21 protein-coding genes and 1 pseudogene are annotated in these 15,516 nt (G+C 60.9%); 11 read left to right on the top strand and 11 right to left on the bottom strand.

What is annotated here, in order from left to right; genetic code table 11:
- Positions 1-27: 27 nt before the first annotated feature.
- Positions 28-1,443 (bottom strand): sensor domain-containing diguanylate cyclase, encoded by a 1,416-nt coding sequence (locus tag NCR35_RS27420; RefSeq protein ID WP_250537065.1) that lies wholly within the window; start codon positions 1,441-1,443, stop codon positions 28-30.
- Positions 1,444-1,666: 223 nt separating this feature from the next.
- Between NCR35_RS27420 and NCR35_RS27415 the strand changes: the two genes are divergently transcribed.
- The 3 genes from NCR35_RS27415 to ligD (NCR35_RS30055) all read left to right on the top strand — a co-directional run bounded on the left by NCR35_RS27415 (position 1,667) and on the right by ligD (NCR35_RS30055) (position 4,279).
- Entirely contained in the window at positions 1,667-2,056 is a 390-nt protein-coding gene (locus NCR35_RS27415) for a hypothetical protein (RefSeq protein ID WP_250537064.1), read from the top strand.
- A 274-nt stretch (positions 2,057-2,330) separates the two neighbouring features.
- Positions 2,331-4,136: a DNA ligase D gene (ligD, locus tag NCR35_RS27410; RefSeq protein WP_350029236.1), complete on the top strand. Its 1,806-nt coding sequence runs from the start codon at positions 2,331-2,333 to the stop codon at positions 4,134-4,136.
- The gene (gene ligD, locus NCR35_RS30055) at positions 4,100-4,279 is read left to right on the top strand and encodes a non-homologous end-joining DNA ligase LigD (protein ID WP_350029235.1); all 180 of its coding nucleotides are present in this window, start codon (positions 4,100-4,102) and stop codon (positions 4,277-4,279) included. Before ligD (NCR35_RS27410) ends, ligD (NCR35_RS30055) begins: the two co-directional genes overlap by 37 nt.
- 479 nt (positions 4,280-4,758) lie before the next feature.
- Here the strand turns inward: ligD (NCR35_RS30055) and NCR35_RS27405 are convergent, their stop codons facing one another.
- The 5 genes from NCR35_RS27405 to ku all read right to left on the bottom strand — a co-directional run bounded on the left by NCR35_RS27405 (position 4,759) and on the right by ku (position 7,734).
- Complete coding sequence (locus tag NCR35_RS27405) at positions 4,759-4,989, bottom strand: hypothetical protein (RefSeq protein WP_250537063.1); 231 nt, start codon at positions 4,987-4,989, stop codon at positions 4,759-4,761.
- A gap of 55 nt (positions 4,990-5,044) precedes the next feature.
- Complete coding sequence (locus NCR35_RS27400) at positions 5,045-5,554, bottom strand: hypothetical protein (RefSeq protein WP_250537062.1); 510 nt, start codon at positions 5,552-5,554, stop codon at positions 5,045-5,047.
- Between the two features lie 131 nt (positions 5,555-5,685).
- Entirely contained in the window at positions 5,686-5,895 is a 210-nt protein-coding gene (locus NCR35_RS27395) for a hypothetical protein (protein ID WP_250537061.1), read from the bottom strand.
- A gap of 56 nt (positions 5,896-5,951) precedes the next feature.
- The gene (locus NCR35_RS27390; protein WP_250537060.1) at positions 5,952-6,779 is read right to left on the bottom strand and encodes a tetratricopeptide repeat protein; all 828 of its coding nucleotides are present in this window, start codon (positions 6,777-6,779) and stop codon (positions 5,952-5,954) included.
- 1 nt (position 6,780) lies between these two features.
- Positions 6,781-7,734: a non-homologous end joining protein Ku gene (gene ku, locus NCR35_RS27385; RefSeq protein WP_250537059.1), complete on the bottom strand. Its 954-nt coding sequence runs from the start codon at positions 7,732-7,734 to the stop codon at positions 6,781-6,783.
- Between the two features lie 183 nt (positions 7,735-7,917).
- On the opposite strand from ku, the gene NCR35_RS27380 reads away from it, so the two are divergent.
- Both NCR35_RS27380 and NCR35_RS27375 read left to right on the top strand, forming a co-directional pair.
- The gene (locus NCR35_RS27380) at positions 7,918-8,628 is read left to right on the top strand and encodes an SOS response-associated peptidase (protein ID WP_250537058.1); all 711 of its coding nucleotides are present in this window, start codon (positions 7,918-7,920) and stop codon (positions 8,626-8,628) included.
- Between the two features lie 42 nt (positions 8,629-8,670).
- Complete coding sequence (locus NCR35_RS27375; protein ID WP_250537057.1) at positions 8,671-8,850, top strand: hypothetical protein; 180 nt, start codon at positions 8,671-8,673, stop codon at positions 8,848-8,850.
- A 96-nt stretch (positions 8,851-8,946) separates the two neighbouring features.
- Here NCR35_RS27375 and NCR35_RS27370 read toward each other — a convergent pair whose 3' ends face one another.
- From NCR35_RS27370 to NCR35_RS27350, 5 genes and pseudogenes are all read right to left on the bottom strand, one after another.
- On the bottom strand, positions 8,947-9,369 hold the full coding sequence (locus NCR35_RS27370) for a hypothetical protein (RefSeq protein ID WP_250537056.1): 423 nt from the start codon (positions 9,367-9,369) through the stop codon (positions 8,947-8,949).
- Positions 9,370-9,498: 129 nt separating this feature from the next.
- Positions 9,499-9,691, bottom strand: a pseudogene (locus NCR35_RS27365) (YqaE/Pmp3 family membrane protein).
- Positions 9,692-9,790: 99 nt separating this feature from the next.
- Positions 9,791-10,612 (bottom strand): CsgG/HfaB family protein, encoded by an 822-nt coding sequence (locus NCR35_RS27360; RefSeq protein WP_250537055.1) that lies wholly within the window; start codon positions 10,610-10,612, stop codon positions 9,791-9,793.
- Positions 10,613-10,972: 360 nt separating this feature from the next.
- Positions 10,973-11,899: a hypothetical protein gene (locus tag NCR35_RS27355; RefSeq protein ID WP_250537054.1), complete on the bottom strand. Its 927-nt coding sequence runs from the start codon at positions 11,897-11,899 to the stop codon at positions 10,973-10,975.
- Positions 11,900-12,281: 382 nt separating this feature from the next.
- Entirely contained in the window at positions 12,282-13,373 is a 1,092-nt protein-coding gene (locus tag NCR35_RS27350; RefSeq protein WP_250537053.1) for a CAP domain-containing protein, read from the bottom strand.
- 327 nt (positions 13,374-13,700) lie between these two features.
- On the opposite strand from NCR35_RS27350, the gene NCR35_RS27345 reads away from it, so the two are divergent.
- The 6 genes from NCR35_RS27345 to NCR35_RS27320 are packed head-to-tail and all read left to right on the top strand — an operon-like array spanning position 13,701 to position 15,447.
- On the top strand, positions 13,701-13,934 hold the full coding sequence (locus NCR35_RS27345; protein ID WP_250537052.1) for a type II toxin-antitoxin system Phd/YefM family antitoxin: 234 nt from the start codon (positions 13,701-13,703) through the stop codon (positions 13,932-13,934).
- On the top strand, positions 13,934-14,311 hold the full coding sequence (locus NCR35_RS27340; RefSeq protein WP_250537051.1) for a type II toxin-antitoxin system VapC family toxin: 378 nt from the start codon (positions 13,934-13,936) through the stop codon (positions 14,309-14,311). The genes NCR35_RS27345 and NCR35_RS27340 overlap by 1 nt, the downstream gene beginning before the upstream one ends.
- A 34-nt stretch (positions 14,312-14,345) precedes the next feature.
- Positions 14,346-14,522: a hypothetical protein gene (locus tag NCR35_RS27335; protein WP_250537050.1), complete on the top strand. Its 177-nt coding sequence runs from the start codon at positions 14,346-14,348 to the stop codon at positions 14,520-14,522.
- A 33-nt stretch (positions 14,523-14,555) separates the two neighbouring features.
- The gene (locus tag NCR35_RS27330) at positions 14,556-14,774 is read left to right on the top strand and encodes a hypothetical protein (protein ID WP_250537049.1); all 219 of its coding nucleotides are present in this window, start codon (positions 14,556-14,558) and stop codon (positions 14,772-14,774) included.
- Positions 14,775-14,828: 54 nt separating this feature from the next.
- Complete coding sequence (locus NCR35_RS27325) at positions 14,829-15,077, top strand: hypothetical protein (RefSeq protein WP_250537048.1); 249 nt, start codon at positions 14,829-14,831, stop codon at positions 15,075-15,077.
- A gap of 19 nt (positions 15,078-15,096) precedes the next feature.
- Positions 15,097-15,447 (top strand): hypothetical protein, encoded by a 351-nt coding sequence (locus NCR35_RS27320; RefSeq protein WP_250537047.1) that lies wholly within the window; start codon positions 15,097-15,099, stop codon positions 15,445-15,447.
- Positions 15,448-15,516: the final 69 nt, after the last annotated feature.

Here is a 15,516-nt window from a genome sequence, read left to right as displayed (position 1 = left end):
GCCAACCGTTCCGCGCCGGGGCCCGAATTAGTGGCTGAATCGTTCGCGGCCGACGGTATTCTTCAAAGCGGTCGCGCGCGCAGCGACTTCAGGTGCATCGACCACCCGATTGCGGCCGCGCGCTTTGGCGCGGTACAAGGCGGCGTCGGCGAGCCCCAGCAAGGCGGTCGCCGACTCGGGCTGGTCGGGGAGCGTGCAAGCTAATCCGATCGAGACGGTGACCGGGGCGCCGCTCGGCGAGGCCGAGCGATTAGCGAGCTTCTCCACCGCATTTCTCAGCGATTGCGCGACGCGCAGTCCCGCCGCCGGTCCACAGGCAGGCAGCACCACGACGAATTCTTCACCGCCGTAACGCGCGACGAAATCGCTCTGCCGACGCAAAGCGCTCGTAAGGGCGCTCGCAACTCGTTTCAGGCACTCATCGCCCGCGAGATGCCCGAACGTGTCGTTGTATGGCTTGAAGTGGTCCACATCAATCAGCAGGACGCACAAGCGCTCGCCGCTCGCGCAAGCTGAGGAGAACTCGCGCGCAAAGCGTTCATCGAAGTAGGCGCGGTTGAAGACGCCCGTGAGTCCGTCGCGCGCGGACGTCTCGACCAGTCGTCGGTGGGTGTCGGACAGACTCCGGTAGAGTCCCGTCGTCTCATAGATGAGCATTCCCAGGACGGCGGTCGATGAAACCATCGATGCCCCGCGCGCGGCGTACCAGCCTACGCTGTAACGGGCCGTCGCCGACAGGGTCAGCGTCGCGTCTATCAGCGCGGCGAGAAGCGCGACCCCTAACCATAGGTCCATCAGCGACCGCACGCGGGTAGTGGACACGTGCAGTCCGAGCGCGGCCAGACATATCGCCTCGACAATGAGTCCGGCGGGGCTGCTCGATAGCTGCGAATAGGAGCCGGACTGCGCGACAAACGGCGGAAGGTGCGCTTGCCCGACAGTGGCGAGCGCGCATAGGCCGACCGCCACGGCAACGGCACTCACGGCAATCGCTCTGCCCCGTGCCCGGCGCGCGACGTCCGATGGAACCCTGCGCGATATCAATGAGGCCGTCACGAGGGCTGGGAAGCCGCCGTGCCAGAACACCCAAATCCAGATCGCGGTTTGCGGCCCTGCACCAAGCAGACCGGTTGGCGAGAATATTCCAGGAAACACGAGTAACTGGATGGCGGCGATCACGCTGGTGAACGCATAGGCGCCGCTGAGCGCCGCGAACAGCAGCCGTCCCGAGACTGCGTACTGTGTCCAGAGCAGCAGCGCAGTCAGTCCTTCGGTGACGGTGACCCACGTCGCGAAGACCGGCAAGAAGGCGGGAATGACCGGCCCGGCATTTCTGGCATGCGGCCAGACGAGGACAGCGGCAAGGACTAACAAAGCCGCCGCAGAGGCGGCCATGGCGCGATGGCGCGGCGTGGATGGCAGGTGAAGGAGTGTGGTTTGCATCGTAGGGGGAGGCGTAAGTGCGACCGCTGCCGCTGTAGCCCCTCGGCCAGGGAAACTAAGCTCCCTATAACGGCCTCGGCCCACGGTTCTTGACGAACCGAAGGTTCAACACTTGCTATCGGTATCCGGCGACGGTAGCTTCGTTCGATCGGCATGACCTTGTTTCGCACCAACCTCCACCGCTCGGATCGGCGGAGGAACTTCGTCGTTGCTTCGGAAGCGAATGACGGCTTGGGCTTTGGAGACCGACCTGGGACCGGCACAATGCCGTTGCCAACTGCTTCGCTCAATCGTCAGCACAAAACGCGCCGACTACGATACTTTGATCGATTCCACGTACGAAACGACGACCATGCCCACAACGCGCCACATGCCACCGCCGAACGACGAATTCTCAAGAAAGATCGAGCACCGCGAATGGACCATTGACTCGCGACCGCAACGAATCGGCCACCATTGGCACTCATGGTGCGAGGTCGAGCGCAAACCCACTGAGGACGAGGCTGACGGCCAGATCTTTCACTTTTCCGATATCGGCTACTTTGACACCGAGCGAGCGGCGCATGACCGCGCCATCGCTTGGGCGAAGGCGTGGATAGAAGAGAACTTCTAGGGACGTCCACACGGCACGGGCAAGGACTTTGCGCTGGGTCTGGGCAGAGCCCTTCTGGAGTGCTGCGCTATGACGACCAGTGATCGACCGGTTGACCGAGGTTGTCATCCGGCGCGACGAACATGCGGGATGGCGCATCGAGGCTCCCGCTGCTGAACGCCCGGGAGGAGTCTTCGTGGCGATTGTGGCTGAGAAGCAAGAGGCGCTGGAACTTGCCGGGCAGCTCTATCCGCGAGCGCGGCTTCGAGTGATCGATGACCCTTCGAGTTAGCACATGAGAAATCGGGCCTCCAGCGCACGCGGCCGATCCGGTGGCGAACCATTGCCGGAGTCGATCGCGCCGCAATTGGCCACGCTGGCGAGCCGGCCGCCGGCGACCGGCGACTGGCTTTATGAAATCAAGTTCGACGGCTATCGCTTGATGTGCCGCATCGACGGGGGCCGAGCCACGCTCATCACGCGCGGCGGACACGACTGGACGGACAGAATGACGGCGCTTGCGAGCGCCATCGAGAGCTTGCCTGTCGACAGTGCCTGGCTCGACGGTGAAGTCGTGGTGCTGACCGAAAGCGGCTTCCCGGACTTCAACGCGCTACAGAACGCATTCGATCGGCGCAGCACCGCACAACTCACGTTCTACGCGTTCGACATCCTGTTCCTAAATGGGCGCGACTTGCGCGAGGTGCCTCTTTCACACCGACGGGAGCTGCTCGGCGAGTTGATCGCCCAAACGCCGAGCGAGCGCATCCGGTTCAGCGAGTCGTTCACCGACGATCCGCAGTCGTTGCTCGCTTCCGCCTGCCGGATGCGGCTGGAAGGCATCATCGGCAAACGGGCGGACGCGCCCTATCGCTCCGGACGCTCAACCGACTGGATCAAGCTGAAATGTCTGATGCGCCAAGAGTTCGTCGTAGGCGGCTACACGCGGCTCGCGGGCGCCAAGTCGGGGATGCGGTCGTTGATGCTGGGCGTGCACGAGCGTGACGGCAGCCTGCGCTTTGCCGGCACCGTCAAAGCCGAACTCAAGCCTCGGCCATTGGCCGATCTGAAGAAAAGGGCGAGGGCACTCATTCGCGCGGAGGCGCCCTTCTATAATCCGCCGCCGCGCGAGAAGGATCGCGACTTCGTCTGGCTGGAGCCCGAACTCATCGTTGAGGCGTCGTTTCTGGAGTGGACCCCCGCCGGCGAAGTGCGTCATCCGGTCTTCCAAGGCATGCGCGAGGACAAGCCCGCGGCCGCCGTGACCGAAGAGACCGTCGTTGACATCGAGGAGCCGGAGAGTCTGCCCCAGAGCAAGGGCACAACGCGCGCGACACCCGCCCGCGCGCGCACGCTGGTCATTGCGGGCGTCAAAGTCTCCAATGCCGAGCGGATCATTGACGACGTCACTGGCCTGCGCAAAGTCGACCTCGTGCGCTACTACGACGAGATTGCCGAGTTCGCCTTGCCATACCTGAAAGATCGGCCGGTCTCGCTAGTGCGAGCGCCGGAAGGAATCCACGGCGAGCTTTTCTTCCAAAAACATGAAGAGCGCTCGAAAATCCCTGGCATCACGCGGCTACCGGTTGAACTGCATCCGGGGCATCCGCCGTTGCTGGTCGTGGACCGCCATGAGGCGCTAATTGGCTTGGCTCAAATGAACGTGGTTGAGCTGCATAGCTGGAATGCGGCACAACCGGATCTCGATCATCCCGACCGGTTCATTCTCGACCTGGACCCGGATCCCGAACTGTCATGGCAGATGATGGTGGACGCCGCGACGCTCTCCAAGGTGTTGCTCGACGAGATCGGCCTCAAGAGCTTCATCAAGACGAGCGGCGGCAAGGGCTTTCACATCGTTGTGCCGCTCACGCGCCGGCAGCAGTGGGACGAGGTCAAGAACTTCTCGCAGGCGGTCGCGCGGCACATGGCGCGGCTCATGCCTGAGCGGTTTTCGGCCGTGCTGGGACCGAAGAACCGGGTTAAGAAGATCTTCATCGACTATCTGCGCAACAGCAAAGGGGCGAGTACGTCGCGGTTTTCTCCGCGCGTGCGCGATCAGGCATGGGCGTGTCCATGCCCATCTCGTGGGACGAGCTAAACGACATCGGCCGGGCAGACCAGTGGACCGTCAAAACCGGCGCGCAGCGTATGCATTCGCTTAAGGCCGATCCGTGGCAGGGATTCCATCGCACGCGGCAGGGCATCACGGCAGCGATGCGCCGAGCTGTCGGTATGCGGTGAAGTTATGGGCACGGCCACGGCATTTAGTCATCGCCTCGGTCGCCGCTTTATCGGCATGCGACGCGCGTCCTATCGCGAGGACAGAGCCCGGTTTCCTTGCTTCTTCGGCGCTTGGTTAGCGGCGTTGCACACGTACACTGCTTTTCGTGGCGATGAACACCACGGACGCAGAAAGGCAGTCACCGAGATCCCGGCCTAACCTCGACACCTATCCGGACAAGCGGTTGCCGAAAGCGCGTCTCATGTTCATCGCTTCCTCATTCGCATTAAGTCGTTCCGGGGAGCAGTGGTAGTCTAGCGAGAAGCAGTAGCCGCAGTTCGGAAGTAGTCGTTGAAGCGGCAATCGAGAAGTGCAGCAAACTTCGTTGTCACGTTCATAGGTGTAAGTGAGCCTCGCCCGGGATACCGGGTCGAGGCTTTTTTTCGCCTGTCGTCTCACGGCATCGGAGCATCGCTTCTGTCGCCGTGACCGGTGTTGGTTATTGCGTCTGCTTCAGCTTCTTAGGCTTGGCGGGCGCCTTCACCTTGTTGTATTCGAATTCGGGCGTGTGGACGACTACGTCGAGATGATGCGGGCTGAAGTGCCGTGGTTCGGGGAAGGGCTGGGGCCGGTCAGCGACGCCGAAGTCGAGCCGGAGCGGTCCGCAATCTGGCCGCCAGCCCAGGCAGCACAGCCGATGCGTCCATGCCGCCTGATCCGGTTGAAGCAACGAGCTAGGCGGCGGTTGGCAGTGACTCGCGGGCGCGCTGACCGTTGCTCGAGCGTCAAGCTGCGGCGAACACCACACTCCCGGATTTATTCAGGTGAGTGTCGCCCGGCTCGATAATCGAACAGACCAAGTCGGGATAGGTCAGGCGGCGATAGACAGTCGTCTCAAATAGCTCCCCGCGAGTGCGCCGATAGAGCAAGCGCCCCGAAAAGTAGTACTGCGGCTCGGTGTCGGGCGGTGGATCGATGGGTACCGCACCGCGAAAGGTTGTGCGGCTGTCCGCCTCGAAGCTCGTCCAGAGCTCGCTACGCGCCGGGAGTAGGGTTCCGAAAACGATGGCGTTCGTGACGGCATAACCCCATCCGGCCTTGGGCAACGAGTGCCGCGAGCCAACCAGCGTTCTTTTGATTTCGAAGGCGCTGCTCACGACCTCCACGTCGTCCGCGCCGGCGTTCTCAACAACGAAAGTGACGTGCGCGGGCGCGCCCGGCCTTATCCGGGCGGCTTTAATGGAAAGCGGGGCCTGCGAGATTCTTGAAGCGAGCGCACGGTCAGCGTTGCCCATAGGGTTAGGGTGGGTCCTGCTACGCCGTACTTGCTCCGCGCCGTGCAGTGCCGGCAATGCCGATGGCGCTCGGAGTTCCCGCAGGCACTAGCTGTGGTGGGGTGGAAGGGCCGCGATGCCGATACGTCCGGCTAGTCGCCTGAGCCCAGTTCGTTATGCTTGTGCGAATGCGTGGCCGCGTGGACCAGCTCGTAGTGCGCGCCCTTGCCGCTGCGGGTAGGCGGAAAGTGCTCGCCTTCGACACAGGTCACTTCGAAGCCAGTGCCGCCGTCGCCTTCTTTGACCACCTTGTAGATGCCCGACGTCTGGACCTTCTCGCCGGGCTTGTGCTGGTCTGCCATTGTCGCCTCCTTGTTGTTGTTCCAGTCGGCGTATAGCAAAGCATATTCCGCAGCGGCTATGAATTACGCTGTAGCAGGCGGTAAGCGTTGAAGTGGCGAATGGCTTTGGTCGCCTCGCCCAGTTCTTCATGGATGCGCGCGGCGTTGAAGTGGGCGTCCGCGAAGTCAGGCGCGTGTTCAATGCAACGCTCGTAGGAAAGCAGTGCTTCGCGGAAGCGGCCCGAATCTTCAAGCGCCACGCCGATATTGAACAGCAGCACCGGGTCGTTCGGACGGTATCGCCGCGCATCTTGATAGACCGCGATTGCCTCGTCGAATCGCTCACTGTCCACGAGGATACCGCCGAGATTCAGCGAGGCGTCGGTATAGTCCGGCGCGCGTTCGAGCGCTCTCCGATATGCCGCTTCGGCCGCGTCGAGGTCATCGTCCTCCATGCTGCGCGCCTGCCGAAATAGTTCGGCGGCTTCTTCTCGCGCGCGCTCCTCGCGTGGCCCCCGCATGGACGCGACATTTCCGGACGCCTGCGCCTCCTCGAAGTCAAGTAGCAGTTGGCCGGTTTCAGCATCCCATTGGCGGCTTGCCTCGTCGCGCACAGCGACGCGATCGCCGACGGCCGCGATGCGAACCCCAGTCAGCGATCCTTCGCGTCCCCAGCTTTTCCGGAGGTGATCGAGCGCCCGGACGATCTTCATCGGCGAGACACCCGCCACGCGGAGCGCGTGTGCGGTCCTGAGCATGACGATGTCCTGAAAGGTGAAGCGCCGCTCCCGCTTCTCGCCGCTTGCCGGTGAGACAAACCCCGCCGCGATCAACCGCTCAACGACGGTGCGGGAGACACCGAGCATGCGCTGCACGTCGCGAAGGCTGTAGCCGTCGTCTTGCATATCACCGTTTCGTGCCGGTCTTCCGGGCCGGTGCCGGTTGATCCGCGGTAGTCGCACGGCGCACGGCACGCCGCTTGGGCGCTGGAGCAGCTTCCGCAGTTTCGGCAGCTTCCTCCGCTGGCACTGCGGTGCGCGCACTCTTGCGTGCCGCGCGGGGTGCGGCTGGCTGTTCCGCCGCCGGTTTCTTTTTCAAGCTCGCCCGCAGTGCTTCTACAAGGTCGATAACCTGCGCGCCGGGCTGCTCGACGGCGGGCGCGGCGGTGATCTTGTTGCCGGCGATCTTCTTGTCGATCTCGGCGAGGATGCGCTCTTTCTCCTCGTCCTTGTACGCGGCGGCGTCGTAGCTGTCGACGCGGTACTGATCGATCAGTTGCTCGGCGAGCTGCAATTCTGTGGGCTGGATTTCGGTTTCTTCAATGCCAATATCGGCCTGCGAGCGAACCTCATCGGCGTAGAGCAGCGTCTGGAGGATCAGGCCGTCGTTGCCGGCGCGCACCTGCACCATGTGCTGCTTGCCCTTCCACGTCCAGCGGGCGACGGCGCAGGTGCCGCTGTCTTTCATGGCTTCCTGGAGCAGCCGGTACGGTTTGCCGCCGCGCTTGTCGGGAGCGAGGTAGTAGGGCTTGTCGAGGTAGATAGGGTCGATCGCATCGGTCGGAACAAACGACACAATGTCGATTGTGTGGCTCGCGCTTGCTTCCAGCGCCTCCAATTCCGACTTCTCGAAGATCACGTACTTTTCTTTCTCGAACTCGTAACCCTTGACCATATCGGCGCGCTCGACCACTTTGCCGTCGTGCGGGCAGACGTACTGCTGCTTGAGCCGAGTGCCGCACTCTTTGTGCATCAGGTTGAAGCCGACGCCAGATTTGCTTTCCGTCGCGGTGTAGACCTTCACCGGCACGGATACGAGACCGAAACTCAGCGTCATTGAAGCGATAGAACGCGCAGCCATAGGAACCTCTCGCGTAGGTTATCTGGCCGGCCACAGTCGATGCCGCTCTTGGCGGCGCATCCCAGTCACGCGGCAAGGCCAACGGGCGTTTTGCGCAAAACGGGTGCCACACCTCCCAACCGAAGCCGCCACCGGGGACCTCTCCGCCTCCGTGTATATTTTCGACAACGGAGGGCGAAAACAGTGTGCACGAGCTATGAGTCTAATCCGAAAGATGCGTTTGACGTCTTCAGTCTGTTTCCGGTGCCGAACTTCGAATACAAGCCGGAAATCTACAAGGACTATGCCGCGCCGATCTTCCGCCGCGTCGATGGTGAGTATTTGACTGACGCAGCGACGTTCGGAATGGTCCCGCGCAAGTTCATCCCGCCGGGCGTGAAAGCCTTCGACACGATGAACGCGCGTTCCGAGTCAGTGGGGCAGAAGACAAGTTTTCGCACTGCGTGGAACAAGCTTCAACTCGCTCTGATTCCGTGCCGGCGGTTCTACGAGCCAGACTACGAGACGGGCAAGGCAGTGCGCTGGCGCATCGGCATGGCCGATGGCGCTCCGCTTGCTATAGCTGGGTTGTGGCGTGCATGGAAGGACCCCGCCGACGGTTCAACTAGCCTGTCGATGACGATGCTGACGGTCAACGCCGAAGATCACCCGTTGATGAAGCGTTTCCACAGGCCGGGATCGGAAAAGCGGTCGGTGGTCATCATCCCGCAGACCGAATACGAAGACTGGCTGTCTTGCAAAAGCACGGACGAAGCCCGGTCGTTCCTGCAGCTTTATCCGGCCGACGCCATGCACGCGGAGCCGTTTCCTCTGCCGCCCCGAACCGCCAAACCGAAGGCAACGCCTAACGTCGATCTGGCGCAAGCATCCCTTCTTGCGGATGACGGTGGTTGATCGAGGGCAGAGGACACTGGTCTGGACAACAGGAGAATGGCGATGCCTACTTATCGAGCGGCATATATTCCGCCGGAAGCCGGTTCGAACGGCGTCGGCGTGCTGCTGACGACGCAAGAGCAGTCCACTTTGACTGACGATGAATTGATGATGGTCGCCCGGCAACTGGCGGCTGCCAATGACGTGGAGGGAGAGATCGTCATCGGCGACTGGATAGAGTGATCCGACAGAGGCTTCGCATCGTCGATGGCATCAAACGCGGGTGCCAAGAACTTTCCACTGAACGGTGACAGCTTCGTTTCTTAGTGGAAATCCGAGTCAACGGCACGCCGACAAGTCGTACTTCAGCACCGCGGCGTTATTTGCAGCGTGCGTAAATTTCCTCCGCGCAGCCAGCCGTTCGCGGGTGTTGAACGTGCGAGCGTAGACTCCGTTCACCGCTTCAACCACCGCATCGATGTTGGCTGGACCTGCAGCGTCAGCGGCGCATGCCGAGCTCTGCACAGCCGCGAGGACGACGCCGCTCGTGTCGGCCTGATCAAGTACAGCCGACGTGATGCTGGTCTGAAAGCTTTTCGCAGCAACCTCCGCCGCGTTTCTTACCGCCGGATTGCTCGAATACTGATCGAGAATGAATTGTTTAACGTCATCCCGATAGCCGCGGCGCTCGGAATCCACGCCTTCGACGGTCGAGCCAGACCCGCCTCCGCTTCCACCGCAAGCGGTCAGGAATACGGTCATTGTCGCTAGCAGCACAGCGCGCGAAAGAATGCCTTTCCGCAAAATCGAACTCCCGATTCGCCGACGAGCCTATCTGACATTGTGGCCGACGCGAAGCTGCTGCCCCGGCGGCGGCCATAAGAGGTTGACTCAGGCGCGGCTGCCGAGCGCGCGCTCGATCTTGCGATCCGTCTTGTACTGGCCGAGTGCGAAAACGGACCAGATAGCGGCCGGGATCCAGCCGATCAGCGTGATCTGCAACAGAAAGCAGATGATCCCGGCGATCGGACGGCCGATCGTGAAGAACTGGAGCCACGGAATGATGGGCGAGAAAGAGGCGCATGTGTGCTTCCTTTGAGGGTTCGTTGAGACCGCTATAACGGCCACTTCCGTGAATGCTTAATAGGGCGGGGAGCCGTCGGCTCTGCCGCCCTTCGTGCGGTCAGTTGACGACCAGTGCGCCGCCGTTGCCGAGACCGCCCTTGACGTTCTGCGCCCGGTACTGACGAACTGAGCCAACGAGGTTGTTGAGCGAGTCGGTGAATGCCGCGACGACAACCTTGCCCTGTGCGGTCCTTGCGTAGGCTCCGCCGCCCACACCGGCCCCGCCACCGAAGCCGCCGGCGAACACGCCGGACAGCATGCCGAAGTCGACGTTACGCGCTGATCCCTCGGCGGCCGCCAACTGGACGCTGGAGCGGTTGTCGACGAGCGTCAGCATCGTCGAGGCTTCCTGCGCCTTCATCGTGCCGGCCGCACCGGCGAGCACACCGCCCACCACCGGCACGAAAGCGAGCAACCCCGCGGCGCCGCCGCCTGCGTCGCGGTTGCTGAAGGTTACGCTGGGGCTGATCGTGTAGTCCGCCGCGACCATCTGGCCTTTGTGCATCTTGGAGGTCTTGCGCAGTTCGCCCGAGTTGTTCAGGGCGCGCTCACCCATAGCCGTGCCGAGCGCGCGGCCGCGATCGACGATCACGAAGCAGTTGCTTTGCTGGACGAGCAGCTTCAGCACGGGCACCGTCGAGCCGAGTTGGTATTGGCCAGTCAGAAGGCCGTACCACGGCGCTTCCGTATCTTCGACGATTGCGACCGTACCGAGCGGCGCGGTGCAGTGCTGGAGGCCTGCGTTGGCGTTCTGCGAAGCTTCGCCGGCAGCGGAACCGGTCGCCGCCGTCTTGGCGGACGGTGCGCCCATCTGCATTTCTGAGCAGGCGGAGAGTGCGAAGACGGACAGGGCGGCCAAGCCGATCATTTTGAGCTTCATGTTTCCTCGTTGTATTCGTAAGTTTTTGTTTATGGCGCAACGGCCGATTGGGCCAGCAGCGGTTGCGCGGCGATCGCGCAGACGCTTTTATGAGCGAAGACCAAGGCTACCGACCGTAGACGCGTGTTGGATTTGAAAAGACAATGCTTTTCGTGCGTCTTTTCAATCTCATGGGTGGCTACCGCCAGTGGCGCTCAAACGGGGTCACTCGCCACCACAACCCGTCGAGGCTTGACGCTTGCGCTCGGACGCGGCGCATGGCGCCCCTGCGGACCATCATGCTTCCGTCTCGGACGAAGCCCATGCTCTTTAGGGCCTCAGTGGTGTAGCGTTTCTTGAGGGTGGCGTAGATGCGCGTCATCAGGACTTGCGTTGGTTGGTCGACTCAGCGGGGCAACGAAACTCCAAGTTCTCGCCCCTGGCAACGTCGACGTCTGCTCGGTTGACGCGAACCAAGATGTTTCGCGATGCGGGCTCGCGCGCATCGAAGAGCCGGATGTACGCAACGTCGCCGATCCCGAGCCAAACGACGCGAGCGTTCCGAGTTGCCCACCTGTCGGTGCCATCCAGCTTGCAAAAGCTTGTTCGCACGCCGCTGATTTCTGCGTTACCAGCTAGCTGGGTGTGCGCGGCGGCGGACACCAGCACCGTTTGGCCTGGGACCGAACGGACGCCCAAAGACTCCATGGCGACGTTGAGAAGCGACGGTCGAGTGGCGACTAGTGATCCAAATACGGCGAGGGCGCACGCAATCAGCGTAAAGCGAACATTTCGCTGTTGGGTAGTCGGGGATTCGATAAGAAACACTAAGCCAAGAAACAAGCCCAGTACACCGAAGAACAGTAGCGTCCCTCCGAAGTGCATGTCCGGGTCGGGCCGGGGCGCGAAGTATGCGATGACGGAAATGACGATGGCGAGAAATACGGAGCAAACGAGCATTCCCCACGAGTCAACAGATGCGTGGAGCTTGGACGGCGCAGGAGGATTCTTTTTGTGCCGGTTGAAAGCGTTTACGCTTGCGACAAGAGCTTTAAGGAACCAGAGCGTCGCGAAGGTTCCGTAACCAGTGCCTACAAGCGTGATGACCGCAAGAGCGAACGCTGCGGAGGCCAGGAAGACTACGTCTCCGGCCGACAAGCCCAACGGCAGGATATTTTCCAGCCAGCAATATGCGACGAAAATCATGCCACCGACGAAGGCGATAGCCTTCCATCCGAGGGAGAAAACCGCAGCGACTACGTCGACACGCGATTTCGTGAGATCGGTTTGTTCTTTGTCTTTGAGCATAAGGTACCTTGTGAAGAGTTGGACTGGCGTACTTCGAAAGTAGCCTTAGCTAGCTTATCTAGGCACTTTCAAAGTCAAGGGAGGTCTGCCGTCACATCTGGCGAAGCGGACACCCCAGTGGCTCCTCGAACGATGCCGTCAGATGCGCGCACGACGAAACGTCGCAACGAGCAATTGCTCTCGTTGACGGTCAGAAAGGGCAGCCGTCTATCGCGGCATTTCTTCGCCTTAGTGGCAATGACCGCTTCCATCGATCGATAAGACGATGACTGTAACGGCGCGATACGGCATTGGTTTTCTCAATGCGGCTCGAGGTGGAGCAAGCCGAGCAGGGGATGCCTCTTAGGCGCCGCTGAAAGTCGTGCTTGCTCCGAGGCGGCGGTTATAAAACGGCGGGCGGACGAATATCACCACTGTTCAAGCCTTGGGCCTTCGTCGTACTCGCAGCCTTCGTAGTGAACGACCACGTGAGATCGAGCGCATTGTTTTGCGTTCCATTCACCGCAAGCGGGGTCAGTACGCCAACCACATGCACCGTGTACGTGGCGCTAGAGTTGAGCGGCTTGAAGGGAACGCACATCGCAGCGTTCGTGAGTTCAGTGTCGTTGGCAGAAGACTGAAGCTGACACGGCACCGCATTCCCGCCGCTGTCGGTGACCGTGAAACTCACGGAACTCAACTTCGACAACATGTTGCCCTGAATGGTGATGGGATAGCCGGTATACGTCTGGTTGTACTGCGGCGCGGACGCGAACGGGCTCGGGATCTCGTTGACGTACCAATTTGTCGGAACGCCCGTCTCGTTCGGGTACGGATAAGCGATGACTTGCGTGCCGCTCAGGGCGGACGTCATGTTGCCGAAGTCGATGTTAAACGCCCCCCACGTCGAGCTGGAGGCGCTGCCCACGCCCATACTGGCGAGGTTGTCGAGCATGATGACACGGTGATACGGCGCGTCGAAAAGGAGCCTGACGCCCACCAGCGAGTCGGTGAATGCTCGCACATCACCGGCGCTGGTGACCTCGCCGTAAGCCGTGTAGTTGCCTTGTGCGTTGATGCGCACACCCGGGGTTGCACCGGTGAATCCGGGCTGACCAGCCGTCTCGTTGTGGCTCAAGATCGAGTTGTTGGCAAGATAAACAGCATGGTTTTGCGACGACGTCGTCAACCCCTTATCGATTGAGAGCGCCGTCGTGTAACCGACGTTATGCCGCATGGCGTTGAGGTAAGCGATGCTGTCGGCCACGGGGTCGCCGGTTGCCGCAACGCTCTGCACTGTGGCTGCCGGTGGCAGGAAGCTCACTTTCTGCGATGCGGCCGGCGAGCCACTCTGACTGCTCCCTGTGTTGTTCGAGGCACCTGTGCTGGTGGAATCGGAAGAACCACCACCACCGCAGGCAGCGAGCACGGCGACGGTCAGTGCCGTCAAAGCGGAAAGGCGAATGGACGGCAATGCAGCAAACGACTGTTTCAAACCAGACCTCGTTAAGTTCGTGGACGCCGTAGTGGGCGTTCCGATCGTTTTCTAAGCCACCGACTCCCCTGCTTGCGAGGGGGCGATGTAAAGCCAGTGTTGGGGAAAAGGTGCCTTGTCAAGGCGCAGTGGCGCGCCTTGGCAGACCAGCAGCACTGCATCGTGAACAAAAAACCGAATCTTGCGCAGGCGAAAGCTACGATTTTTCATCCGTCTTTTGCCCGTCCCTGTCCAAATCAGGTCAAGCATCCAACCACGCGCTGCGTCGTACGGATTGCCGTCGGCGCAAGACTTGGCTAAACTAAGCTAATCATTGGTGGAGAGCCCATGCAGACCGTGAATATTCATGAAGCAAAGTCGCAGCTGTCGCGTCTCATCGAGGCAGCCGTTAGCGGCGAAGAAGTCGTCATTGCCAAGGCCGGAACGCCCGTAGTTCGGCTCGTTTCCGTGGAGCAGAAGCCGAAACTTCGCCTCGGCTTGATGAAGGGAAAAATCAAGATCGCCGACGACTTCGACGCGCCGTTGGCGGACGAGGTCTTGGCGACGTTCGAGGGCCGGTAATGCGCCTGTTGATCGACACGCACGTTTTTTTGTGGGCGATGGGCGGCGATAAAAGGCTTTCCAAGCGTGCTGAAGCAACGATGCTTAGCGCCGACGTTGTGTTCGTCAGCGCCGCGAGCATTTGGGAGATATCTATCAAGGCGGCGCTCGGAAAGCTCGACGCCGATGTGGCGGAGCTAGTCGCGCGGATGGAGGACGCGGGGTTTCGCGAACTACCAGTAACAGCGGCGCACGCTGCGACTGTTCGCGAGCTGCCAGACATTCACCGAGATCCCTTCGATCGGATGCTCGTGGCACAAGCCATCACGGAGCCACTGCGCCTGCTCAGCGAAGACGACAACGTCGCAAAATACACGGACCTCGTCATAAAGCTCTGACAGTCAGCCAGTCATGAAACACGGAAAACGAACCATGTCCAATCTGACTCCAGCGCTTGCTCTGCGGGCAGCGATCAACGTTTTGCGCGATTCTGCTGAGTCACGCAAGATGCCCAACGGCGAGCCGCTAACCGATACCGTGGTGCAGCTTCATTTGGACGCGGCGGACGTGCTCGAAGAATCTCTGTCGGACCTTCGTGACCACAAGTGAGGAAAACGACGCATCGCATTGGGAGATGAAACGATGGCTACTGTCGAACTCCGAGTCAACGATCGTGAACTTGAAGCTGAGCTCACCCCTGGATTGAGGGTTATCGTTCGTGAGCGCGATGTGGCTGAGGTCGCTTACTCATTGAGTGAAGCGTTCGCCGCGCTGCTACCGCAAGGTCCTGAGTATGTGCTCCGGTCGACCGTCGACGAAGCCATCAGGGCACTGCTATACAAGCACGCTCTGCCCAATTAGGGGGAAGCGTCGGCTGCTCGGCGGGGTCACAGGCAACGAGAATTTGAGATAGAAATGGACATAGCTTGGAACGATAAGCTGCTACGTATCTTCGGACTCGCAGCCCTCGTAGGAATTTTGTCCGGCGGACTGGGCCTTTGTGGGATTCTAGTGGGGCAGGCGATAAATCTGGGGGCTGCTGAGTTGCACTACGCCACGGTTGACGTTTCAAAAGCCGGCGGCGTAGGCGGAGCAATCGGCTTCGGCATAGCGATCGCGATCTTCGTATGTGCGCTCAGGGCTGAGGCGAAGTGCGACGTTTGAATCCATAGGTAACTGGCTAATGCAGATCGATGGTACAAATTTCACCAAGTCGCAATGGGAGGCAATAGCGCTTTATGTGTACGCGCGAAAGCGCCGAAGGCGATTCCTGGTCACGGCCTGCGCGGCAGCCATCTTTGGATGCGGCAGCGTTCTCATAACTCGTTCGCTGCTGCAAGCCGGGGCGGAGCTTTCCAGTGCTCTGCAATGGACGCAGACAGTGGCGCCGATCATCCTGCTTTTCGTCCTCTGTCTTGGAGCATTCGCGTTCCAGAGAGAGGTAGCGTCTGGCCGAAAAGCGATGTTGGCAGCCGGGCTTACCGGGCAGTTCGTTGCGGATTTCGAGAAGTATCCGACGAGCAAATTTCCATGAATTCACATGCGCCCAAGACAGCGCTCACGACAAGATATGAGGCTGTGACTGTAAGCGTCCCTCGAAGCT

Source organism: Caballeronia sp. AZ10_KS36 (assembly GCF_023631105.1).
Taxonomy (GTDB): domain Bacteria; phylum Pseudomonadota; class Gammaproteobacteria; order Burkholderiales; family Burkholderiaceae; genus Caballeronia.
The sequence above is the reverse complement of the archived record's forward strand: the minus strand, read 5'-3'. Positions and strand labels throughout refer to the sequence as shown.